Annotated in this window: 21 protein-coding genes and 2 pseudogenes; 11 read left to right on the forward strand and 12 right to left on the reverse strand. The window is 42.2% G+C overall.

The features are described from left to right. Nucleotides 1-140: 140 nt before the first annotated feature. The 3 genes from NSP_RS21030 to lysA form a co-directional block, all read right to left on the reverse strand. Nucleotides 141-890, reverse strand: coding sequence for an isoprenyl transferase (locus NSP_RS21030; RefSeq protein ID WP_006198448.1), 750 nt, complete (start codon nucleotides 888-890; stop codon nucleotides 141-143). Then, nucleotides 887-1,810, reverse strand: coding sequence for a diadenylate cyclase CdaA (gene cdaA / locus NSP_RS21035; RefSeq protein WP_042202890.1), 924 nt, complete (start codon nucleotides 1,808-1,810; stop codon nucleotides 887-889). Before cdaA ends, NSP_RS21030 begins: the two co-directional genes overlap by 4 nt. Before the next feature lie 228 nt (nucleotides 1,811-2,038). Continuing rightward, the gene (gene lysA / locus NSP_RS21040; protein WP_006198450.1) at nucleotides 2,039-3,460 is read right to left on the reverse strand and encodes a diaminopimelate decarboxylase; all 1,422 of its coding nucleotides are present in this window, start codon (nucleotides 3,458-3,460) and stop codon (nucleotides 2,039-2,041) included. Nucleotides 3,461-3,888: 428 nt separating this feature from the next. Between lysA and rimI the strand changes: the two genes are divergently transcribed. The 6 genes and pseudogenes from rimI to NSP_RS27100 form a co-directional block, all read left to right on the forward strand. Next, entirely contained in the window at nucleotides 3,889-4,401 is a 513-nt protein-coding gene (gene rimI / locus NSP_RS21045; protein ID WP_006198451.1) for a ribosomal protein S18-alanine N-acetyltransferase, read from the forward strand. A gap of 290 nt (nucleotides 4,402-4,691) precedes the next feature. Continuing rightward, entirely contained in the window at nucleotides 4,692-4,943 is a 252-nt protein-coding gene (locus tag NSP_RS21050; RefSeq protein WP_006198452.1) for a hypothetical protein, read from the forward strand. A 675-nt stretch (nucleotides 4,944-5,618) separates the two neighbouring features. After that, nucleotides 5,619-8,090, forward strand: a complete 2,472-nt coding sequence (locus tag NSP_RS21055) for an ATP-dependent Clp protease ATP-binding subunit (protein WP_006198453.1) — start codon at nucleotides 5,619-5,621, stop codon at nucleotides 8,088-8,090. A gap of 155 nt (nucleotides 8,091-8,245) precedes the next feature. Further along, a complete protein-coding gene (locus NSP_RS21060) occupies nucleotides 8,246-8,452 on the forward strand; it encodes a hypothetical protein (RefSeq protein WP_173403314.1) in 207 nt (68 codons plus the stop codon). Between the two features lie 162 nt (nucleotides 8,453-8,614). Beyond that, nucleotides 8,615-9,244 carry a hypothetical protein gene (locus tag NSP_RS21065; RefSeq protein WP_006198456.1) on the forward strand — a complete coding sequence of 210 codons (630 nt, stop codon included), beginning with the start codon at nucleotides 8,615-8,617 and terminating at the stop codon, nucleotides 9,242-9,244. A gap of 43 nt (nucleotides 9,245-9,287) precedes the next feature. Continuing rightward, nucleotides 9,288-9,482, forward strand: a pseudogene (locus NSP_RS27100) (hypothetical protein); the annotation flags it as partial. 137 nt (nucleotides 9,483-9,619) lie between these two features. Here NSP_RS27100 and NSP_RS21070 read toward each other — a convergent pair. Next, nucleotides 9,620-10,375: a TspO/MBR family protein gene (locus tag NSP_RS21070; protein ID WP_006198457.1), complete on the reverse strand. Its 756-nt coding sequence runs from the start codon at nucleotides 10,373-10,375 to the stop codon at nucleotides 9,620-9,622. Between the two features lie 224 nt (nucleotides 10,376-10,599). Between NSP_RS21070 and NSP_RS21075 the strand changes: the two genes are divergently transcribed. Next, the gene (locus NSP_RS21075) at nucleotides 10,600-10,869 is read left to right on the forward strand and encodes a hypothetical protein (RefSeq protein ID WP_006198458.1); all 270 of its coding nucleotides are present in this window, start codon (nucleotides 10,600-10,602) and stop codon (nucleotides 10,867-10,869) included. Between the two features lie 129 nt (nucleotides 10,870-10,998). Here NSP_RS21075 and NSP_RS21080 read toward each other — a convergent pair whose 3' ends face one another. Both NSP_RS21080 and NSP_RS27280 read right to left on the reverse strand, forming a co-directional pair. Next, on the reverse strand, nucleotides 10,999-11,433 hold the full coding sequence (locus NSP_RS21080) for an STAS/SEC14 domain-containing protein (protein ID WP_231859504.1): 435 nt from the start codon (nucleotides 11,431-11,433) through the stop codon (nucleotides 10,999-11,001). A 102-nt stretch (nucleotides 11,434-11,535) separates the two neighbouring features. Then, nucleotides 11,536-11,667: a hypothetical protein gene (locus NSP_RS27280; RefSeq protein WP_006198460.1), complete on the reverse strand. Its 132-nt coding sequence runs from the start codon at nucleotides 11,665-11,667 to the stop codon at nucleotides 11,536-11,538. Nucleotides 11,668-11,895: 228 nt separating this feature from the next. Between NSP_RS27280 and NSP_RS21085 the strand changes: the two genes are divergently transcribed. From NSP_RS21085 to grpE, 3 genes are all read left to right on the forward strand, one after another. After that, nucleotides 11,896-12,159, forward strand: a complete 264-nt coding sequence (locus NSP_RS21085; RefSeq protein ID WP_042202874.1) for a ParB N-terminal domain-containing protein — start codon at nucleotides 11,896-11,898, stop codon at nucleotides 12,157-12,159. Nucleotides 12,160-12,213: 54 nt separating this feature from the next. Next, the gene (locus NSP_RS21090; protein ID WP_006198371.1) at nucleotides 12,214-12,705 is read left to right on the forward strand and encodes a Dps family protein; all 492 of its coding nucleotides are present in this window, start codon (nucleotides 12,214-12,216) and stop codon (nucleotides 12,703-12,705) included. Between the two features lie 102 nt (nucleotides 12,706-12,807). After that, nucleotides 12,808-13,488 carry a nucleotide exchange factor GrpE gene (gene grpE, locus NSP_RS21095; protein ID WP_006198372.1) on the forward strand — a complete coding sequence of 227 codons (681 nt, stop codon included), beginning with the start codon at nucleotides 12,808-12,810 and terminating at the stop codon, nucleotides 13,486-13,488. Nucleotides 13,489-13,571: 83 nt separating this feature from the next. On the opposite strand, the gene NSP_RS21100 is transcribed toward grpE, so the two are convergent. From NSP_RS21100 to lepB, 4 genes are all read right to left on the reverse strand, one after another. Next, complete coding sequence (locus NSP_RS21100) at nucleotides 13,572-15,308, reverse strand: R3H domain-containing nucleic acid-binding protein (RefSeq protein WP_006198373.1); 1,737 nt, start codon at nucleotides 15,306-15,308, stop codon at nucleotides 13,572-13,574. A gap of 40 nt (nucleotides 15,309-15,348) precedes the next feature. Beyond that, on the reverse strand, nucleotides 15,349-16,455 hold the full coding sequence (ldpA, locus tag NSP_RS21105) for a circadian clock protein LdpA (protein ID WP_006198374.1): 1,107 nt from the start codon (nucleotides 16,453-16,455) through the stop codon (nucleotides 15,349-15,351). Between the two features lie 574 nt (nucleotides 16,456-17,029). Then, entirely contained in the window at nucleotides 17,030-17,842 is an 813-nt protein-coding gene (locus tag NSP_RS21110) for an MOSC domain-containing protein (RefSeq protein WP_006198375.1), read from the reverse strand. A gap of 4 nt (nucleotides 17,843-17,846) precedes the next feature. Beyond that, nucleotides 17,847-18,488: a signal peptidase I gene (gene lepB, locus NSP_RS21115; protein WP_006198376.1), complete on the reverse strand. Its 642-nt coding sequence runs from the start codon at nucleotides 18,486-18,488 to the stop codon at nucleotides 17,847-17,849. A gap of 250 nt (nucleotides 18,489-18,738) precedes the next feature. On the opposite strand from lepB, the pseudogene NSP_RS21120 reads away from it, so the two are divergent. Continuing rightward, a pseudogene (locus tag NSP_RS21120) lies at nucleotides 18,739-19,274 on the forward strand (amidohydrolase family protein); the annotation flags it as partial. A gap of 1,141 nt (nucleotides 19,275-20,415) precedes the next feature. On the opposite strand, the gene NSP_RS21125 reads toward NSP_RS21120, so the two are convergent. Together NSP_RS21125 and NSP_RS21130 are read right to left on the reverse strand one after the other, a co-directional pair. After that, nucleotides 20,416-20,871 (reverse strand): bifunctional alanine racemase/tRNA (adenosine(37)-N6)-threonylcarbamoyltransferase complex ATPase subunit type 1 TsaE, encoded by a 456-nt coding sequence (locus tag NSP_RS21125; protein WP_006198380.1) that lies wholly within the window; start codon nucleotides 20,869-20,871, stop codon nucleotides 20,416-20,418. Nucleotides 20,872-20,878: 7 nt separating this feature from the next. Next, on the reverse strand, nucleotides 20,879-22,267 hold the full coding sequence (locus NSP_RS21130) for a gluconeogenesis factor YvcK family protein (protein ID WP_006198381.1): 1,389 nt from the start codon (nucleotides 22,265-22,267) through the stop codon (nucleotides 20,879-20,881). Nucleotides 22,268-22,320 lie beyond the last annotated feature (53 nt).

The following is a 22,320-nucleotide window of genomic DNA, read 5'->3' on the forward strand; positions in this document are numbered from 1 at the left end:
AGATAACTAAGTAAAATAGCAAGAGATTCACCATATACTTGACTGAGATTATGGTGATTTAATTAAGTAAATTAAAAATTGCTTAATATTCTTAAATTTTTGACTTTTGACTTTTGACTTTTGACTTCCGCCTTGCGGTGCTAGACTTTACCAAATCTGCGCTCTCGTTGCTGGTAGGCACACAAGGCGCGGTGAAATTCGTTACGGTCAAAATCTGGCCAAAGAGCATCAGTAATATAAATTTCCCCATAAGCCATTTGCCAAAGTAGGAAATTGGAAAGCCGCATTTCGCCACTGGTACGGATTAATAAATCGGGGTCAGTAATTCCGGCTGTGTACAGGTGACGCTCAAATAACTGTTCATCAATTTCATCCGGTTGAATGACACCTTGCTGGACTTTTTGAGCGATCGCCCGGCAAGCTTGTAAAATTTCCTGCCGTCCGCCATAATTAGTAGCAACCGTAAACCGAATGGCACGATTATGGCTTGTTTCTGCCATTGAACGAGAAATTTCGGCTTGTAGCGATCGCGGTAGAGCATCCAAATTGCCCACAAACTGGATTTGCACATTCTCCTCGACCATCTCCCGCAGTTCTTGGCGGAGAACCCTTTGAAACAAAGTCATCAAAAAATCCACCTCTTCCTGGGGTCTTTTCCAGTTCTCAGTGGAAAAAGCATAAGCCGTGAGTGCCTGAATACCCCAATCTTTGCAACAGCGCAGCAAATCCTTGAGAGCATCCACTCCTCGCTTATGTCCCATAATTCTGGGTAGCCCTTGACGTTTAGCCCATCGACCATTACCATCCATAATCACAGCAACGTGCTTTGGTAGTAGTTCTCGTTTTAAGTCAGAGGGTAAATTTTGCAATTCAGTTTGTTGTGCTGTCATTTTTTATTGCGAGAAGCGGTCGATGGTAATCCGAGTAAACGTGAAACTAATCCTATTGCCTTACGACCCATCTGACGACCCAAACCTAACAGACTAGGAGCAACAGCTTCCCGATCTACAGTAGTCGATAATCGAGCCTCTAAGGACTCTTTGAGTGTCCTAATGGTCAGTGGTCTATTGAGAGTTCCTCGTTCCGCTAAGGAAATAGAACCCGTTTCTTCTGATACAACGACACAGATACAATTTTCGACCCGCTCAGTAATTCCCATTGCAGCCCGATGGCGTGTTCCCAGCTGGCGCGAGGCTGTGCGTCCCGACAGTGGTAAAATTATACCTGATGACACGATGCGCGAGCCACGGATCAAGGTTGCCCCATCGTGCAGTAAAGTTTTTGGCTGAAAAATTGTCTGTATAAGTTCCTTAGAAACATCAGCATTCAGCTTAACTCCCGGCACAGAAAAATCCCGCTCGTGAATCGGACCAGTTGTTTCCAAAATCAGCAAAGCTCCGATTCTGTTTTTGGAAAGTTCTTTAACTGCATCCACAATTTCATCAATCACACTATCAGACTTAGGGATTGTTAAACTGGATGGTTTAAATAACTGCTGGAATTCACCACGTCCCACTTGTTCCAAAAATAGGCGAAACTCTGACTGGAGAGCAACTGCCATCGCCACAGCGCAGCCAATCACCAACTTTTCGAGAACAAAATTTAGCAGTGGTAGACCCATTCTGCCACTGAGTGCTGAGGCTAGCATCAAGATAATAAAACCCCGCACCATCCAAAGTGTTCGGCGCTCACTAATAATAACTAGGATCATATAGGTGAGCGCTAACACGAACACGATATCCAGAGTCCCAAGCAGCAAGGACTGCGACCATCCCAGGTTTGTCAGCCATTGCTTCGGTGAATCTCTCATGACATCTGGATTACTCTTTGTTCTGCCTCAATATTCTGTCATTTCGCTGTCAATTTCATGCCCCAAAGGTTGACGCTTGAGACATTAACAGTTATCAGTTAACAGTTAACAGTTATCAGTTTTATAACTAGTGAAAGACCACACCAATTAGTGGGAGCTTTGGTGGCGGGTTTAAATTGCTCACATACGCCTGTTGACTTTTGACTGTTAACTGTTAACTGTTAACTGCTAACTGATTACTTGTTGCACGTTTAGTCTGTCTGGTAAACAGTCTTGTCGAATCAAGTCCTGATAACTTTCGCGGCGCAAAATTAAATTTGCTTCGCCATTGGCTACTACAACAGCTGCTGGACGGGGTAAGCGATTATAGTTAGATGCCATACTGTAATTGTACGCACCAGTTCCCATAATTACGAGAATGTCCCCTGGTTCAGTTTTTGGCAGTTGGGCATTTTTAATCAGAATATCCCCTGATTCACAATGCTTACCAGCAATTGTCACTGTTTGGGTGAGCGGAGCAGACACCTTGTTGGCAACTACTGCGCGATAAACTGACTGGTAAGTAATTGGTCGGGGATTATCAGACATACCGCCATCAACTGTCACGTAGGTACGAATGTCGGGTACAACTTTCGATGATCCCATAGTATAGGCCGTGATGCAGGCTGTGGCAATGAGCGATCGCCCTGGTTCACAGAGTAATTTCGGCAAAGGTAGATTTGCGGCTGTACAAGCTGATTGAACGACTTCACAAATGGCCTTAACCCATTCTTCAATACTGGGGGGATCATCAGATTCGGTGTATCTAATTCCTAAACCACCACCAACATTCAATTCTGTGACATTTAACCCGTAATTTGCCGCTTTCTGTAACCACTGCACCATGACAGCTGCTAAATCGCGATGGGGTTGGCGTTCAAAAATTTGGGAACCAATGTGAGCGTGTAACCCTACGCAGTTTAAGGAAGGTTGTTTACTGACAAAGGTAAATACTTCATCTAAATCATTGGGGTCAAAACCAAATTTACTATCTAAATGTCCGGTGCGAATGTATTCGTGAGTATGGCATTCAATCCCTGGTGTTAACCGCAACATGATGCGGATGGCAGATGTACCCGGTGCTGCTTCTGCCATCTCCACTAAAATACGCAGTTCTTGCCAGTTATCCGCCACAATGGTAGAACCAGATTCGATGGCTAAAACCAGTTCTTCACGAGATTTATTATTACCGTGGAGGTAGAGTTTGTCAGGAGTAACACCAGCATTCAGGGCTGTGTAGAGTTCGCCACCTGAAACTACATCTATTCCTAAACCTTCAGATGCGGCGATCGCGCAAATAGCTAAACAATTCCAGGCTTTTGAGGCGTATAATACCTGAGATTCTCCCTGGTAATATTGCTTAAATGTGTCCCGGTATTGCTGACAAGCTAAACGCAGCGTTTCTTCATCTAAAATATACAAAGGTGAACCAAACTGCTCCACTAGGGTTGTGACATCACACCCACCAATTTCCAGGATGTCTTGACTATTAACTTTGGCGGTCAAAGGCAAAAGTTCCTGATTGGGCGAAACATTTGCGTTTTGGCTGCGCTTTTGAGGTAAATACTGACTACCAGTATGTTGAACCTCTGTGGGGTGAGTCGATACCATAGTTTTATAAATTATCCTTGCTCAAAGTTTAAAATGTTTTGGGCGTGGCGTAAGAAAGTGTCCCGATTCTCAGTTTACCGAAAATATCGCACCGAACAGGAGATATAGCAAAAGTCAAAAGTCAAAAGTCAAAAGTAGGGGTGGGTTCATAGATATCATTCAATATCAATGAGGATATTAGTAAACTTGCCCCTACTATGAATTGGTTTGGAAATTTTGTCATGTCCTAAGCGCCTTGTCAGTGGCTATATGTCTAACTTGATTTCGCCATTGTCTCGATGCGCTCTTTTCCCATTCCCCACTCCCCACTCCCCATTGCCCAGAAGAAGCAGGGGCGCACCGGAGCAAGGGGGAGTGAGAAATTACTTTAAAACTTCCGGTTACTTAACAACCGTTCCTCTTCTCCCCATTCCCCACTCCCCCCAACCGTGACCTCATTAGACTTAAAACTTAAATCACTGACCTCAGAGGATCTGAGTGCAATTCTGGAATTAGATCAAGCCTGTTTTGGCGGTTTGTGGACTCTGGAGGGCTACCAAAGAGAGTTAGACAGTCCTAACAGTGAATTATTGGGTTTGTTTTGCCCGCTTTTTCCGGCAAAACTCCTAGGGATGGGTTGTTTTTGGGCAATTTTAGACGAAGCACACATTACAATTTTGGCGATTCATCCCCAATATCACCGTCAAGGCTTGGGACAGGTTTTACTATATTTTCTACTTAAGGCTGCTTGCGATCGCGGTTTAGAGCGATCTACCCTCGAAGTTCGCGCTTCTAATTTAGCAGCCATATCGTTATATCAAAAATTTGGCTTCAAAATAGCGGGACGGCGCAAGGGTTATTACCAAGATAATGGCGAGGATGCTTTGGTGCTGTGGCTTTCAGATTTGCAAGATGATTCTCGCTACCAAGGAAGCTTTCAGGGTGAGATGAATTGCCAATAAAAATTAAACCCAATAGACTTATTGGAAAATTAGATTTTGACCCTTGATTTATAAGGGTTTGAGGTTCATTCGCGGATATGTCTAATTTAATTGTGGTTTTAAACCTCAAAATATGATACATTCAATAGCTGGTATTTACTCCCTTCCCCCTAAAAGATTACTTGTGTTGTTTATCTCTTTCCTCAGTCCCTGTGTGGTTTGTTAGGAAAATTTTAAGTAATTCAACAGTGGTAAGGGTGTATATTCATACCCAAAAACATCAGCTTTAAAAAACAACCAGGAGTAATTCAATGAAAAAGGAAGAGCTACTTACATTTGTTGAGGAAAAAATTAATAGCTACGCACAGCAGATCATTAACTCAAGTGATAAGGGTGATGACTCAGCCTTGGGTGAGTTAAATTTTTACATGGCATTACGTAGAATCCTCAAAAATGAAGAGCGTCGCATTCAAGATTACGGTATGATGGATGCCGTCAATGATACCATCAAGGCACTTGGTATTATCAAAGAAGGGAAATTCTATAAAGATTTCTTCAACTAATTAAGATATTGTCCGGCTATAGTCCGGTAAACCAATAGAAATCACTAGAAGGATGTTGTCAAAGTTGTAGGTTAAGCATCTAAAACTTGATATCCTTCTAGTCAATCTTGAAAAAGTAGCCACCAATATTGCTATATACAGTGTAGCCTTGTGAAAAATCACCTAATAATAAACGATTTAAGGACAAAAACAAGGGGAAGTTAAGAGGTTTTGCGAGATTTTTTGCGTAAGTCCTATTGATGTAAGTCTTCATTAAGATTTGTAACTGTCTTTGGTAGGGGCTAAAAATCGCTCAACCCCCATCAAGTTGATATTAATGAGCAAAAATTCCTAGATTAAAATATTTAATTAATAAAAAGTTTAACTTTAAAAAAAATTATCAATTAGCCATATTCTTGACTAGAGCATAAGAACTATGTTATGAGTTAATGTTTGTAACTGGTTAAATAAATCCTTAACCACAGTGGTCTGTTGGATTGTAGTCAACCCCAGAAACACTGGTAGACTCAAGCGCCTCAGTATAGCAGCCACAGGAAAAGTAATAAATAGTTAACAATTACGCCATCATGTGCGGCGAAATTTTCTGGTCGCCTATAATCTTTATACAGGCATCCAAAAGCAGAGCCTGTGCTAAAATCAGCATACCGGCACGACGCAGGTGATGGGAAAAATGCCATGTTTGAACGCTTCACAGAAAAAGCCATTAAGGTAATCATGCTGGCCCAAGAAGAGGCCCGCCGCTTAGGTCACAACTTCGTCGGAACCGAACAGATCCTCTTGGGTCTGATTGGGGAAGGTACAGGAGTTGCGGCCAAAGTGTTGAAATCAATGGGTGTCAATCTTAAAGATGCCCGCATTGAGGTAGAAAAAATCATAGGCCGAGGTTCGGGCTTTGTAGCCGTGGAAATTCCGTTTACGCCACGGGCAAAGCGAGTTTTAGAACTATCCTTGGAAGAAGCGCGCCAATTAGGGCATAACTACATTGGCACCGAGCATCTGCTGTTGGGCCTGATCCGGGAAGGGGAAGGTGTGGCAGCCAGGGTGCTAGAAAATCTAGGGGTAGATTTATCGAAAGTACGAACCCAAGTCATCCGAATGCTGGGAGAAACAGCAGAGGTTTCAGCCACTGGGCCATCGGGACGCACCAAAACTCCAACCTTGGATGAATTTGGCTCGAACCTGACCCAAATGGCTGTAGACAACAAGCTAGACCCAGTTGTCGGACGCGCCAAAGAAATTGAGCGGGTGATCCAAATTCTGGGTCGCCGGACTAAAAATAATCCAGTATTGATTGGTGAACCAGGGGTTGGTAAAACAGCGATCGCTGAAGGTTTAGCATCGCGAATTGCCAACAAAGATATCCCCGATATCCTGGAAGATAAGCGCGTAGTCACTCTAGATATTGGCTTGCTAGTAGCAGGAACCAAGTACCGGGGTGAATTTGAAGAACGCCTCAAGAAAATCATGGATGAAATCCGCTCTGCGGGTAATGTCATTCTAGTGATTGACGAGGTACACACCCTAATTGGTGCAGGTGCGGCGGAAGGAGCCATTGATGCAGCAAATATCCTCAAACCAGCTTTGGCTAGAGGCGAATTGCAGTGTATTGGAGCCACAACTCTAGATGAGTACCGCAAGCACATCGAGCGAGATGCAGCCCTTGAGCGACGCTTCCAGCCAGTAATGGTAGGTGAACCGTCAGTTGATGAAACTATTGAAATCTTGCACGGGTTGCGCGAACGCTATGAGCAACACCACAAGCTAAAAATCTCCGATGAAGCTCTTGTAGCGGCGGCGAAATTATCTGACCGTTACATCAGCGATCGCTACCTTCCAGACAAAGCCATCGATTTAATCGATGAAGCTGGTTCTAGGGTACGTTTGATGAACTCCCAATTGCCACCCGCAGCCAAAGAGTTAGACAAAGAACTACGTCAGATCTTAAAAGAAAAAGACGACGCTGTACGCGGACAAGACTTTGACAAAGCTGGCGAACTGCGCGATCGCGAAATGGAAATCAAAGGTGAAATCCGGGCGATCGCTCAAAGCAAAACCAGCGCCACCGGGACTGAAGGTGAAGAACCTGTAGTTGGTGAAGAGGACATTGCTCACATCGTCGCTTCCTGGACAGGCGTACCGGTGAACAAGCTCACCGAATCGGAATCCGAGAAGTTGCTGCACATGGAAGACACCTTGCATCAGCGCTTAATCGGTCAAGAAGATGCGGTGAAAGCAGTTTCACGAGCAATTCGTCGCGCTCGTGTCGGTTTGAAGAATCCCAATCGACCCATTGCGAGTTTTGTCTTCTCCGGTCCAACTGGCGTAGGTAAAACCGAGTTAGCGAAGTCCTTGGCATCTTACTTCTTTGGTTCCGAAGAAGCAATGATCCGCCTGGATATGTCGGAATATATGGAACGCCATACAGTTAGTAAACTGATTGGTTCGCCTCCTGGTTATGTTGGATATAACGAAGGCGGTCAATTAACTGAAGCTGTCAGACGGCGACCTTATACAGTGGTGCTATTCGACGAAATCGAAAAAGCCCACCCCGATGTCTTCAATATGCTGCTGCAAATTTTGGAAGATGGTCGGTTAACCGATGCCAAAGGTCGCACAGTAGACTTCAAGAACACCTTGTTGATTTTGACATCTAACATTGGTTCTAAGGTCATTGAGAAAGGCGGCGGCGGTATCGGCTTTGAATTCGCCGATGATGCTACCGAAACTCAATACAACCGCATTCGCTCTTTGGTGAACGAAGAACTGAAGCAATACTTCCGTCCAGAGTTCCTCAACCGTCTAGATGAGATTATCGTCTTCCGTCAGTTGAGTAAGCCAGAGGTGACAGAAATTGCCGAAATCATGCTCAAGGAAGTATTTGGTCGTCTAACTGAGAAGGGTATCGTCTTAGAAGTTACCGATCGCTTCAAAGATCGCCTGATTGAGGAAGGTTACAGTCCCAGCTACGGTGCAAGGCCGTTACGTCGCGCGATTATGCGCTTGTTAGAGGACAGTCTAGCAGAAGAGATTCTGTCTGGTCGCATCAAGGATGGCGATACAGCCTTAGTTGATGTTGATGAAAATGGCATTGTCCAAGTTAGTTCTCAACAAACACGGGAGTTATTACCCCAAGGCGTTGAGTCGTAGTTAATAACTTGTAAAAGTTTAAGATGCGGTGGGGAATTTCGGTTCTCTACCGTTTTTTTTGTGTCACGCAGAGGCGCAGAGGCGCACCAGAGGAGGAAGAGGGGTTTTGGTTAAGGATAAAATGTTAAATATAGTAATCACAGGTATTGACAGTTATGATGTTTAGTGATGTGGTAGAAGCGATAAAATGTTTTTCAACTGAAGAGAAGTTACATATTCAATTGTTATTGCAGCAATATTTAAGGGAGGAACGCCGGGAGGAAATTTATCAAAATTTGCAAGCGGCGAAGCAAGAAGAAGAAAATGCTGAACTTCAGTTTTCTGCAAATATTGATGAACTGAAACAATTGATAGAAGAGTGATGATAGTCGTAAGTTTTAGTTCTGCTACCGTTTTTCTGTTGATGATAACTATATTTTGGGAGTTCGTTTGAATGAAATGAGTTAAAGCGAACTGTTATAAAAATTGTAATATTATGATATTATATACTAAGTATTTGCATTTCTAGATAGAATAAGTATAATATGACCACTTTTGATGAAGTGATTAACTACAGTTTTTATATCTTCGAGCAGAACTTTCTTGAATTTGAGAAAGCTATTAACAGCTACACTGAAGAACTTTATAGTCAAGATGTTAACGCATTTGATTTAAGATATCGTGAGATTCAATCTCAGAGATTTGAGGAATTAAAGAAGCAGACTGCTCGGTTATTACATAATTATTTAGCTTCTTGGTTCTCTTTGAGAGAGCAAACCTATGCGGCAGAGAATTCATTGGAAAAGAATAATTCTTTGTCTAATCCTTCTATAATTTCTGCAATCAAAAGCAAGAAAGGAGAAATGTTTACAAATAATCCTGAAAATAGTTTTATCCAGGAATTGCGGAATTATATACAGCATAGAAGTTTGCCTCTCATTAAGACTGAAAATTCAATAAAATTAAAATTTGGACAACCAAAATTTAATATTAATCATTCACTCTTTCTAGATACAAAAGAATTATTGGAATGGGAGAAATGGAATGCAAATGCTAAAAAATACTTAAGTGAGCATTCCAAACAAATTCCTATTAAAGAAACAATAAAAGGCAATTTCTCCTATATACAAACTTTCTATCAATGGTTAAGTAAGGAAATCACTCTTCATAACTAGGACGGCGTAAATAATTACAGATTTTTAGGCGAGATAAAAATCAATGCAGACAACCAATACCACGTAATCCCACGCACCAGACCTAGTAAAGAATAACTGGGAATTTACAGAAGTATGGATTGATCCGATGTTATCACCTCCATATATTCTTTTATTACTTTGCGACAGTGAGGGAGACTGTCAAATTTCTGATCCAAAACAGGGTGATAAGGTTATATTTTCTAGTAATAATTATGATGTCCTAACCAATATGTCCGTTGCTATAAATGGTAGAGAATTAATTCTTCCCTACCGTTTTTCGTGTATGTTTAATCCGTAACTCAACAGACTAGAGATATATTTCCTAGCTTTCCTGTGCAGGTAAATTGTGAGTATTTATTTCTGTACAGGTGCGAGTTTTAAAGGATACAATGGCTCAGATCCATTTAATTGCCAAATTCTAAATACCAATGCAGTAGCTACAGTTAACCAGACGCAAGAAAAAGATAAAATCATTCCCGCTAAAGGAACTGTTTGCCAATAAATTGCTGTCACTACTAGAGCAGATAACCAAGGGCCTAAAATAACTACAGGAACAGCAGCGCCTAATCTCCGTTCTACGGTAAAAATCGTATTCCAAGTATCCCCTAAAGCCAGATGTACCACAAACAGAATTAAAGGTAATACCAAAAATTGGTGATTCATTTCTTGCCAAACTAATACAGAAGAAATTACCCGCAACACTGCAATTATCATCCAAACTATGGGAAATGCTAAAGGCGGAGGAGACCATCTTGGTCTGATTACCTGGTCATAAGTTGTCCGAGAACGGGTATTATCTAAAAGGGAAAAAATTCGGGAACGGATACTTAACACCGCAAAAAATAAGGCAGTCAACATAGTGCTGAACCAACTAGTAAAATCAGAATTGTTATCAATGAACATGATTAATTTTTCCATTCCCAGCAACACAAGAATCATCACTCCTATTTGCAGGATAGTCCCTAGTTTATAAACTAAAACTGCATTGATATCTAGTTCTGGTTTAGTAGCTAGTGATGTATTTGGAGACTGTTGTTGATTACCAGTTTTTACGCCCATCACTGTATTGACAAACTGTTCCAGTATTCCACCATTATTGGATTGGTTCATAATGAAGAGGTTTCAAGTAGTTTGTAAATCTTAACAATAATTAATTATATGATAAGTAGGTAAGCATGAATAAACCAAACTATGTTAAGACTCGTAAACAGGGACCAAACCCTTACTAATGACCAATGACAAATGACCAATGACGACCCTAGCTAGTTAACTTTATTTCCGCCGACCTACTTAGTGTGATGGATAATAATAAGGAATATTTTTTTACAAAATCAATGCAGACAACCAATACCACGTCATCCCACGCACAAGACCTAGTAAAGAATAACTGGGAATTTACAGAAGTATGGATTGATCCCATGTTATCACCTCCATATATTCTTTTATTACTTTGCGACAGTGAGGGAGATTGTCAAATTTGTGATCCAAAACAAGGTGATAAGGTTATATTTTCTAGTAATAATTATGAAACTGCTAAGTTATGGTTACTAGAAGATGAGTATGAACCAGTTCAAGGTAGGCTTTTAGCTACGGAATTATTGTGAAGTAGTATATTTGTAAGGAATCAGGTGGTGGGTATAAAAAGACATAGATATTATTGCAACCGTGACAAGACAAAGCCAAAGTATCCAAACTTGTTATTCCACGTTGGCTTCTAGGATGTAACTCTTTTTTCAGACATAAACTTGCATCTGAATACCTAAACTTTCCATCAATGCATTCAGCGAAATTCCTCGTAAATTCGCCAACTCTACCAAATATTCAATACGTTGTGCTTGTTGTTTTTCAATCTGTTCAGTTAAGCTCAATAACTCTCTATGTTCCTCATCAGTGAGCGTTTCTGTATCTCTTTTAGCTATTAAATCGTTGTAATAGTTCTGAATCTCTACAGAAATTACCTGATTAATTTTTAATAACAATTCTGACTCCTGTTGCATCAAACTGGGAGCAGTACGTTGTGCTTGTAAAGCGATAACTTGAGAAATAAACTGCTTTAAATCTGCTTGACTCAGTTGCTCAACAGCTTTGAGTAAATCATCTGAAGACAATTGTAGTTCAACTTTCATTGTTGTCATTTTGCGTCCACCAGCTAATATATTACTATTCAATAAAAACTCGCATCACTGGTATTTCTCAGTTAGATAACTGACATAATCTGCAACAATATTTTCATTACTTGATATGTCTGTACCTTTAGCAATACCACGCAGTCAGGACAAGTTACCCTTCTTTGAGACTGGTTGAGTTTCTTGTTGGATTGATTCTAATAAAGTTTGTACCAATAGCCAGCGTTGACTCATTGGTAATTTCAAGACTTGTTTTTGCAATTCTTGTAATGTCATGAGCAGATATTTGAGTTTGTTTTATCTCAATCATACATAAGCGCAGAACATCTCTCTCAGTTAAGCTTCAATTTATGCTTGTGCGTAATTGTCAAGTTAATCTTTGTGAAGGCGATCGCATCTCAATTCCCTATTCATCAATTTTTACTTAAATTTAGTTGCAGAACAAACTCATAACGAGTATGATTTAAGAAAGGATACAAAACAAACGAGTTAAGTAAACTTTTGATTATGAGAGTTCAAGAAATTCCCTTAAATCAAATTAAGCGGCCTTTACCCCGTGTAAACGACCCAAATAAAGTACAAGCCTTAATGGAATCAATTGCAGCTATTGGACAGCAAGAACCCATTGATGTCTTAGAAGTAGAGGGACAATATTATGGCTTTTCTGGTTGTCACCGTTATGAAGCTTGTCAGCGCTTAGGCAAAGAAACAATTATCGCCAGAGTTCGTAAAGCGCCACTTAGCGTCCTCAAGATGCATTTAGCGTGATAATAGATGTTAGATGTTAAATTTCTCAAACACATAACCAATTAGGAGAAAAATATGTCACCTCAAGCAACAGCCAAAAATGTAAATATCGGTATTGACGATGCAAGTAGGGCTAAAATTGCCGAGGGGCTATCTCGCCTATTGGCTGACACCTATACACTGTATCTAAAAACTCATAACTTTCATTGGAACGTTACAGGGCCAATGTTCCAAACCTTACATTTAATGTTTGAGACTCAGTATACAGAACTCGCCTTAGCCGTTGATTTGATAGCCGAAAGAATCAGAGCATTGGGACACCCTGCGCCAGGAACCTACAGCGAATATGTCAAACTGAGTTCAATTCCAGAAACTCCAGGAGTTCCCAAAGCTAAAGAAATGATTGGCTTGCTGGTGGAAGGACAAGAATCAGTAGTCAGAACTGCACGTTCTATTTTTCCTCTATTGGAAGCAGTCAACGACGAACCCACCGCCGATTTATTAACTCAACGGATGCAAGTCCACGAAAAAACCGCTTGGATGTTGAGAAGTTTATTGGAAGAATAAAAGAGGGAGTGGTCCGTAAAGAATTTTGGATTTTGGAGAAAGCGATTTTAGATTGCAGTCTAATCCAAAATCTAAAATCTAAAATCTAAAATTGATTGACTAATGACTAATGACACCCAGAAGTTGCAAAATTTGATGCAACGTGTAAATATTTCTAGTTTTAAAGCGTTGAGTCGTGATGCTGGTGTCTCAGAACGTCAAATTTTGCGACTGCGACAAGGAAAGCTAGAACAGATGCGGGTGGATGTGCTGCTGAAGTTATCGCAAGTTTTCAAGATTTCGTTGAATGAATTACTCGATACTTTTTCAGCACTCCCTACTTCCCACTCCCCACTCCCCCGGTTACTGAGCGCAGTCGAAGTAACTCCCCACTCCCCACTCCCTAGCGAAAAAGAGATTGCAGAGTTAAAAACAGAGTACCAGCGATCGCAACTGCAATTAGCACAACAGCGAGAAATATTAAAACAAGAATTCCAGCAGTCGAGTTTACAATTGCTGGAATCTTTATTATTACAATGGCCGACAGCAGCCCAGAAAGCGCAAGAAAATCCCCAGTTAGCTGCTATTAAAATTGTGCCTTTGGTGCAGAAACCCTTAGAAAGACTATTACAGGAATGGGGAATACAAGCGATCGCACCAGTAGGAGCAGAAGTATTATATAATCCCCAAATGCACCAATTAATAGAAGGAACCGCACAACCAGGTGAAACAGTGAGAGTACGTTACACAGGCTATCTACAAGGCGACAAACTACTGTATCGAGCCAAAGTCAGTCCAGTTTGAAAGGTCATTGGCGGTAGGGTCAGAAGCAGGGGGGAAGTTTTTTCCCAATGACCAATGACCAATGACTAATGACTAATGACTAATTAAGCAGGATAAATCCGCAAACGCCGATTTGGTTCCTCGCCAAAACTATCAGACTTGAGTCGATAGTGTTCTACCAACTCATGCTGCATTTTGCGTACTGGCGAAGAACGGGGTAGTAATTCCACTGGTTGTCCTTTAGGAATTACAATCTGCTCTACAGCAAGTCTGGCTTCTTCTAGAGCATCCATCTCGTCATCAGTGCCACTGTGTAAAAACAATTGCAGCTCTGGGTCATCAGTCATATCCGGATCTTCAATGTTCAGCAACCGCCGCAAACCACGGGTAATCTGGGGAATTGTACTGGACTTAATCATGTGAATTGGCACATGACGTGCTTTAGCCATTTGCCGTAATTTAGCTTGGTTTTTGACGTGCGATCGCAGTGCTAAAATTGCATCAGCAGTATCAATGTCTTTTGTCAAGACCACAGGCAAAGTTAATACACCAATCACCTGTTCTAACTGGTGGCGACTCACACCATAGGGATAAATGTGTAGCGGCAAATCTTCGCCATTTGGCCCTGCGTGTCTACTCGTTTTGACATCAAAACTCTCAGAGTAGTTAAAGGATTCATCCAGCAAGCGGTCAAACTCAGTACGTCCAGTCATTCGCTCCCGTTCTAAAGACAAAGGTGGCAATGCTACCATTTGTCCTGATGAACGCCAGCCATTAGTCGGTCGGGCTGGTGGAAAAGATTCCTCTCTTGGGGAAACTTGCCCACCGCGACCGTTAACCACCGATAACTGCCGTGTAACAGCCACCTTACCTTGATCATCAACAGTTCTCGTTTGTGGGCTAGGCTGACGACCTCTGAGCAAAGTATCTACCGTATCCGCCACACTTTCGTGTATTACCCAGCGTTGCCGTTCTAACATTTCCACAGCAATCTCGAAAGTCGGAGGAGCTTTGCGTTCCAAAACCGTCTTTTGACTACCCCGCCTTCTAGCTTCGTCATCCCCTAACGTTACAGCCTGAATACCCCCAACTAAATCAGAAAGGGTGGGGTTTTTAATCAGGTTTTCAATTTGGTTCCCGTGGGCAGTACCTACCAATTGCACGCCCCGTTCCGCAATCGTACGCGCCGCTAAAGCTTCTAATTCTGTCCCAATTTCATCAATCACGATAACTTCTGGCATATGGTTTTCCACAGCCTCAATCATCACCTGATGCTGAAGTTCCGGTTGTGCTACTTGCATCCGCCTCGCACGACCAATAGCCGGGTGAGGCACATCACCATCCCCGGCGATTTCGTTGGAGGTGTCAATAATTACCACACGTTTATGGAAATCATCTGCCAAAACACGGGCAATTTCTCTTAAAGCGGTAGTTTTACCCACTCCTGGTCGTCCCAGCATGAGAATTGATTTACCAGTTTCCACTAAATCGCGGATCATGCCAATAGTGCCGAAGACTGCCCGACCTACGCGACAAGTCAAGCCAATAATCCTACCGCTACGGTTACGAATAGCACTGATACGATGCAAAGTTAGCTCAATTCCGGCTCGATTATCTCCGCTAAAGGTTCCGACTCGCTGAATGCAATCATCAATTTGGGCTTGAGTGACGGGTGTTTCGCTCAGATACTCAGCTTGATTAGGAAAGCGGGCCTCTGGGCAACGACCCAGATCCAAGACTACTTCAACTAAACTATCTCGTTGGGGATGACTCTCTAGGACTTGCCGCAGGTCTTGGGGTAAAATGTCTAATAACTTTTGAAGGTCTTCTTTAATCGTCATGCTTTCTATGGTGACGTTTTTAGAGATAACGAACGCGCGATTAGCGCTCCTGCTGTGACTTGATCTGGGAAACCAGGGAATGGGCAAGCTTGACTGCTGGCCAGAGTAATTCGGGTTCTGCTTCGAGGCGAACTTTCGCCTTCACGCTGGTTGGACTCACCTCCTGATTCTCTAACTGATCGAGAATTGGTGACAGCAGCACACGGGCGTAGCTACCGTAAGCGATTCCGGAGACATGGGGCTGAGGATAGTACTCTACACTTTTCAACAGTCCCATTGCCTTTAATTTAACAATGGTGTAGCTATTAGTGCCACCTGCTAACTGCACATATCCGGGTAACTTTGCTGTCAAAACTTTCTGCCCTAGTTTCACCGTTGCTAAAGTAGTGCCATCTCCAATATCACCACTCATAGGACGGCCGTCTGTCTGCCAAATTAAGGCGCTACGCAATGGGGTAATTAGTTGAGTAATTGCTTGTAGGTAGTCAATCATGCCATCACCATCGGGACAGCTAATGGCCAATACCTTGAGTTGGTCAGCCCACGGTGAAATTGTTTGCCATAATTGCTGAAATTTTGCCAAATGTCCGACTTTTGTGTGAATTTCTATGGCATCTACAACCTTTGACATTACCAATGGTGCGATCGCTGTCGCAGTGGACATATATGATTTTGTATAAATTTTACCATATGGGCAAACTGGTATGCAACGTCCACAGCCATAACACTTTTCGGTTTCCACTCCCGAAGTGTCATCTATCCGGTTAAATGCGATCGCTTGGGCTGGACAAATACTTTCACAGGGTCTAGGGCAATCTGTGGGACATTCAGTAGAGTTAAACTCTGCTTTGCGAAAATGGGGGTCTTCGCCATCGTTCAGGCTGACCATCAAAAAAGGTAATTTGCCTTGATAGCCATAACCTCGCGCCTTGGCATCCTTAACCAAATGCCTGGCTACTTCTAAGGCTTCCTGAGCTGCTGCGATTACAGCTGGATCAGCTGCCACATCTATACAGTCAGCGCCAGCCAATGCATAGGCTAGTGTTAGACTTCTGACGGCCGGCAGATGTTGGAAGCTGGCTCCGCAGATCAGTTTGAACCAGTGTCCTTCTTTCAAGGATTGTAAAGGGGCGAACAAATCAGTCACATTTCTATTATGCTTTTACTGGACTAAAAATAGTAGTCTCTAATATAGAAAAAGTCTTGATTTTCTTATCCTGAGTTCTTATATGGTTAGACTCTCACTTTGGGAATAGTCTTTGAACCTCCCCACGTCTAAAGCCAGGGGATTCTTGCCTACCTGAAAAAGGCGACAACGGGACATTCAAGTATCCCTCTACTCACTCAAAGAGCTTTTGCTCTCATTCGCGGATACTTTCTGAGTCCTTCATATTTTAAAGATGAACGCTCCATATCCTGCCATTATTCGCCCTTTAACTATTCCGAATCGAGTCGGATATGTCCGTTGCCGGGATTGCTCCGTACTAGGATACTTCAATGCGCTGAAGGTTATTCCTACTTGTTTTCTCGCTAATCTATTTTAACACTGTGGCTAAAGCCACGCAATCGTTTGACGGAACTTAAAAGTTCTTACCGCCTTCTCCCCATGCCTAAAGTCAGGGGCTTGCGTCTCGTTTTTCGGTCAACCTCCTATAGTCAGAGATTCTGCTGTTACTATTTTATTTTAAGTAGAAATTAATACTTATTGATAAATATATGAGTTAGTTTTCAGGTAATTTAATCGGCTTGGGCGGAGTGATGATGTCAATTTTGTCACCAATTTGCCAAATTTTTCCAGTCTCTGATGGTGTTAATCGTGTATTTACACTCAAGCGATAGAAATGATTAAAGTACGATGAGTCTACCCAATCTGGTAAAGTTGCTTGTCGCTGCTGCACAAATATTTTTTGAAAGTTTGGGTAAGCTTCTCCAGAGTCAGGATTTTGTGTTGGAACTATACAACGCTGACAAGGGTTGACCCCAAATAAGCTGACATCTCCCACTCGCAAGGAGACTATATCGCCTTGTTGACTAAATAACTGATCTTCCCAAAATGCTGGTACACCACCAACTTCAATGTTCGCACGGATGCGGCGACGCATATCATCAACATTCAAACCAGGAAACCAGGAAGCTACCTCTGTTAAAGTCGCTGTACTAATTACTGTTGGCCCTGGTGAGTTGGTATCGTCGGGAAAGCCCATGAAAGGATTTTGCCTTAATGTTACGGCAAACCCCAAAAAATCACTGAGGCTTGCCGCAATTTCTGGCTGTTCTTCATCCAGATGAAAGACTCGTGGTGAGTCTAGTTTGGGGGTTTGCAGCGAAATAGTTCGATTAAAAATGTCAAACTGTGATCTAATTAAATGGATTTTACTATGGCGCTTGCCATTAACAAACCTACCCTGTGGGTCAAAAATGGCAAACTCACGGTCATATTCTAGCGCGCCACTGGACAGAACCTGTGCTTGTTCAACTTCAACGCTATCCAGTGATTTAATCGGGTAGAGTAGAATTTTGGCTAGGTATGGCATTAATCTAGGGATACAATGGTGGCTGATCAAGTCCACCAACATTGTTTAGAGGCCAAAAGCGAAGTACGGCACGACCAATAATATTTTGTCGGGGAACAACACCCCAGCATCGGCTATCGTAGCTACTGTTGCGGTTATCACCTAAAACTAAGTATGAGTTGGGAGGTATAGTTTCGGGTTTGGCCAAGTAAGCTTGCTGCGCGCCTGATGTGCAAACATCAATTTCTGTGCGCTGTTGTGATTTGAGATAGTTGACTTCCTCAAGGCGTTTATTGTTAATATACACTCGCCCATCCTTGAGTTCTACTTTTTCTCCAGGTAAGGCGACTATACGTTTAATAAATGCGTCGTTGTATTGTTCGTCTTGTAGTGCTTTTGTCGGCGAAAAAACTACAATATCTCCCCTCTGCGGTTCAGAAAACCTATACTTCAATTTATCCACAATGATTTTGTCTGCCTCCCACTGGTTTGGAGTACCGTTGAGTGTGGGTTCCATAGAGCCAGAAGGAATCCAGCGAGCTTCAGCAACAAAAGTACGAATGCCTAGGGCTAGCACAATACTTAATACAACTGTTCTGGCTAGTTCGGCGAGCCAGGAATTATCGGGTTGTTGACTAGATTTGTTATCAGACACTTGATTTCGCATGAAATTACTGAAATAAGGCAGAAGTGCAGTAATTAACTCGTTCGGGGAGACTACATTCTTTAATCTTAACGAGGAAATTCTGATTTGCTGGATGAAGTTAGCATCTATGGCTCACGCCACGCTCCGCGATCGCGAGGGATTTATCAGTTAAAAATCAACTTTTTCTTAACGATATGCAAAAATTCATGACGATGAGGGCAAGCAGGTTTAACCTAAAAGTATAAGTATCTCTCTAAATCCTGTTAACCTCATGTCATTTCCAGAAAGTTTACTGATTCGCCGCGCCAGTATTATTCTCCCTGATGGTGAATTAATGGTGGGGGATGTGCTGACGCGCGATTGCCAAATAGTTGAAGTAGTAGCAGAAATTTCCCCCGCAACACCAACTAGAGAAATTGACGCACAAGGGTTAACTTTGTTGCCGGGTGTCATCTATCCGCAGGTACATTTGCGCGAACCAGGCTAGAACACAAGGAAGACTTGTTTACAGCCAGTTGTGCCTGTGCCAAAGGTGGTGTGACTTCCTTTTTGGAAATGCCCAACACGCGCCCCCTGACTACTACCCAGCAAGCTTTAGACGACAAGTTGCAACGCGCCTCCAATAAATGCTTAGTTAATTATGGCTTTTTTATTGGGGCAACGACAGAGAATTTGCCAGATTTACTTTTGGACAAGCCGACACCGGGCATTAAGATTTTTATGGGGTCGATGCATGGTCAGTTACTAATGGATCAAGAAGAGGCTCTAGAGGCTATATTTGCTCAAGGTAGTCGCTTCATAGAAATATGATGTGATATTTTCTCATGCATAAAATTGTATCTATACCACAAAAATATGATCAATACTAAGCTGAACTTTCCCGCATCACTATCTATATAGATACATCTAAACATAAGTATAACTTCTAATCAAAATAATTTAAATAAATTAAACTCATCAGTTTACATCAATCACATTTTGTGCATAGATCGCGAATCTGCCCTGGAAATACTAACCGCGAACATAAGTTAAACGAATGAATCTGCAAATGTTGAAGATCTAACTTTTAACTACAATTTTTTTTGTATTTAACTATCCGGATTTTTTCTCTAAATAACTGTAGAGAATTAGTAGGGTTAAGTAAACGGGCAAATTTCTGTGAAAACTATGTTTGATACATATAAAAATTTTGTATGCACTTAATTTGTACGGTATTAAAACTTAATTCTGAAATTTCTGATTGTTGGGGATTTCCGTCCGTAACTTTGCCAAAAAGCTTAACATTAGCCAGCAAAGCGGAGCAAGTCAAGACAAATCAGCATCTTATCAAACAAACTTAATCACTATTTATCGAGATAATCAAAGCAATGAAGCAATAGGAATAACCGTAGTGTAAGCAGATGAAAAAAATACCAGTATTTACTGAGTCATTCAAATTCATCTAACATCCCTATTCACAAAGATGATCCGCTAGTGGAAAGATTTATGTTAGTTCTCATGTGAATATAATTTCCCTTGAAGGTAAGTATTAAAACATTCTGGCAGCTTGCTAGATATTACCTGCAAGAGCAATGTTATCGGACCCTTGGAGTCCAATTTGCATTCATCTACTGCAATATCATCTGCGAGAATACACCAAACCTAGCTAACCGCAGTGGTAACTCAGCTAGTCGAAGTGCAAAAAGCTCGTAGATGTCAATCATAACCAATTAATAGGTTGAAGACTATTTCATTGATTTTTGGATAATGAAGACAACAATGTTAGTGAATTTCCTAGATGAGCGTGGTAGTGGTAGATAGAACGAGTGTGGAATTATCCCTCTCGTCTTTTCTCTTCTCGTCTTTTCTCTTCTCGTCTCTTCTCTTCTCTTCTCGTCTTTTCTCTTCGAGACGCTACGCAGTCAGCGCAGCTATCTTTATGACTATCACACCCATAGTCAACAAAACCTTAGATGCTAGGAATGAATTTGTGAATAGTGCAATTAAAGGGTGTAATTTTGCCTTGACGAGTGCCGTCATCGCCATGACTTAACACCATGCTGAGATAACTATCTGGCTTGTAGGGCATTCGTTCTGCCCATTCAATGGCCACAATTCCCGGCATTACCTCAACACCTTCCCAATAAGTCTCTAGGTTCAAGGCTACAACTTCAGACGGTTCGAGGCGATATAAATCTAAATGGTAAAGGGGTAAACGTCCTTGGGTGTACTCATTAATGAGAGTGAAAGTAGGACTCACAATTGATTCAGTGATGCCTAAACCTTGACCAATTCCCTGTACCAGGGTAGTTTTGCCAGTACCTAAATCACCTTGTAATAAAATCACACTGCCAGCCGTCAGATTTTCACCAAGTGTGATGCCCAAGCGTAGAGTTGCTTGTGCATCTGCAAGTAAAATATTCATGGACAAATCAAGAGGGGATATTTTTTTTGCCTCCATGATGATTTCCACTGTACCATCGCAACAAAACTCGTGCTAGTTTCTGAGGATTATGACGCACGCAACCGGTTTCATCTTCATACAAAACATTAGCTAGAACAATTCGCCGCCCTAATAGGGTGACATCTTCCCTATCCAAAAATACTGGATGGGAATTTTGTTGAGCATAGCGCATGAGTGATTGCTCAGAAGGAGATTTTTTGTGTACTAACACTGCATCAAACAGCTGTCTGTCTCCGCAAGCTGCATCAATAGCCTTAATGTGGTCAGCAACAGTATATCCTTGAGTTTCGCCTGGTTGAGTCATGATATTGCAGATGTAAATGCGAGGGGCTGTAGATTGGGCGATCGCATCGGCAATTTCTGGTACAAGTAAATTAGGAATGAGACTGGTATATAAACTACCTGGCCCCACAATAATATAATCAGCTTCCTTAATTGCTTTAATAGCTGCTGGCAAAGCCGGAGGACTAGCAGGGATACAGCCAATCTTGACAATTTTTCCCCCTGCTTTAGGAATACTAGACTCACCCTCAATGCGACGGCCATCCTCTAATTCTGCCCAGAGGCGAACATCACTCAGGGTAGCTGGTAAAACCTGTCCCCGCACTGCTAGCACCTTAGAACTAGCTGCAACCGCCTGTTCTAAATCCCCAGTAATATCGGTCATAGCAGTTAAAAACAAATTACCAAAACTATGACCCGTCAAACCGTCCCCAGCCTTAAAACGATATTGAAATAATTCTGTTAATAGCTTTTCTTCATCTGCCAGCGCCGCCACACAATTACGAATATCCCCTGGTGGTAAAACGCCAAATTCTTGCCGCAGCCGTCCAGAAGACCCACCATCATCAGCTACAGTCACAATGGCAGTAATATTGGCGCTATAGGTTTTTAATCCCCGCAATAAGGTAGAAAGTCCAGTCCCACCACCAATTACGACTATTTTCGGTCCCCGGTACAATCGACGATGTGCCATCAACACATCAATTAAATCCTCATCGCCCCCTGGTCTTAGCACCTGAGTAATGGAACCGACGGTGCGAGTTTGTCCCCAAAGCAGCAAAAGTATACCGCCCAGCAAGACTAAAGGGCCGCTGATATAGTGAGGTAAAATGCCAGCAATTACTCCCAGAAAACCCCTCACCAACTCCAGCGCCCAAAAAATTGGGGTTAGCCTCACCGATATAGCCAACCCCAAAATTGCCAGCAGTACACCACCAAGGCTGATTAGCAACCAGCGTTTGATGGCTAGCCCAGGAGATAACCACTTGAACCACTGGTTAACACGATGGGAAGTGCGGCCGCGCGACTGCTGTTGCAGGGCTTTGAGGGCTTGTCTGAGAAAACCAATTGACATACCTGATTCGGAGCAGTGCTACAAAATAAATGATTAATAGAAAATTTACACTA

This window comes from Nodularia spumigena CCY9414, from assembly GCF_000340565.2.
Classification (GTDB): Bacteria; Cyanobacteriota; Cyanobacteriia; order Cyanobacteriales; family Nostocaceae; genus Nodularia; species Nodularia spumigena.

Excerpts from the sequence above, each read along its gene's own strand:
- NSP_RS21090 (WP_006198371.1), top strand. The coding sequence starts at position 12,214 with ATGTCACCTCAAGCAACAGCCAAAAATGTAAATATCGGTATTGACGAT.
- cdaA (WP_042202890.1), bottom strand. The coding sequence starts at position 1,810 with ATGAGAGATTCACCGAAGCAATGGCTGACAAACCTGGGATGGTCGCAG.
- NSP_RS21110 (WP_006198375.1), bottom strand. The coding sequence starts at position 17,842 with ATGCCATACCTAGCCAAAATTCTACTCTACCCGATTAAATCACTGGAT.
- NSP_RS21075 (WP_006198458.1), top strand. The coding sequence starts at position 10,600 with ATGCAGACAACCAATACCACGTCATCCCACGCACAAGACCTAGTAAAG.
- NSP_RS21100 (WP_006198373.1), bottom strand. The coding sequence starts at position 15,308 with ATGACGATTAAAGAAGACCTTCAAAAGTTATTAGACATTTTACCCCAA.
- grpE (WP_006198372.1), top strand. The coding sequence starts at position 12,808 with ATGACTAATGACACCCAGAAGTTGCAAAATTTGATGCAACGTGTAAAT.
- lepB (WP_006198376.1), bottom strand. The coding sequence starts at position 18,488 with ATGCGAAATCAAGTGTCTGATAACAAATCTAGTCAACAACCCGATAAT.
- NSP_RS21130 (WP_006198381.1), bottom strand. The coding sequence starts at position 22,267 with ATGTCAATTGGTTTTCTCAGACAAGCCCTCAAAGCCCTGCAACAGCAG.
- NSP_RS21030 (WP_006198448.1), bottom strand. The coding sequence starts at position 890 with ATGACAGCACAACAAACTGAATTGCAAAATTTACCCTCTGACTTAAAA.
- lysA (WP_006198450.1), bottom strand. The coding sequence starts at position 3,460 with ATGGTATCGACTCACCCCACAGAGGTTCAACATACTGGTAGTCAGTAT.
- NSP_RS21065 (WP_006198456.1), top strand. The coding sequence starts at position 8,615 with ATGACCACTTTTGATGAAGTGATTAACTACAGTTTTTATATCTTCGAG.
- NSP_RS21055 (WP_006198453.1), top strand. The coding sequence starts at position 5,619 with ATGTTTGAACGCTTCACAGAAAAAGCCATTAAGGTAATCATGCTGGCC.
- NSP_RS21125 (WP_006198380.1), bottom strand. The coding sequence starts at position 20,871 with ATGAATATTTTACTTGCAGATGCACAAGCAACTCTACGCTTGGGCATC.
- NSP_RS21070 (WP_006198457.1), bottom strand. The coding sequence starts at position 10,375 with ATGAACCAATCCAATAATGGTGGAATACTGGAACAGTTTGTCAATACA.
- NSP_RS27280 (WP_006198460.1), bottom strand. The coding sequence starts at position 11,667 with ATGACATTACAAGAATTGCAAAAACAAGTCTTGAAATTACCAATGAGT.
- NSP_RS21050 (WP_006198452.1), top strand. The coding sequence starts at position 4,692 with ATGAAAAAGGAAGAGCTACTTACATTTGTTGAGGAAAAAATTAATAGC.
- NSP_RS21060 (WP_173403314.1), top strand. The coding sequence starts at position 8,246 with ATGATGTTTAGTGATGTGGTAGAAGCGATAAAATGTTTTTCAACTGAA.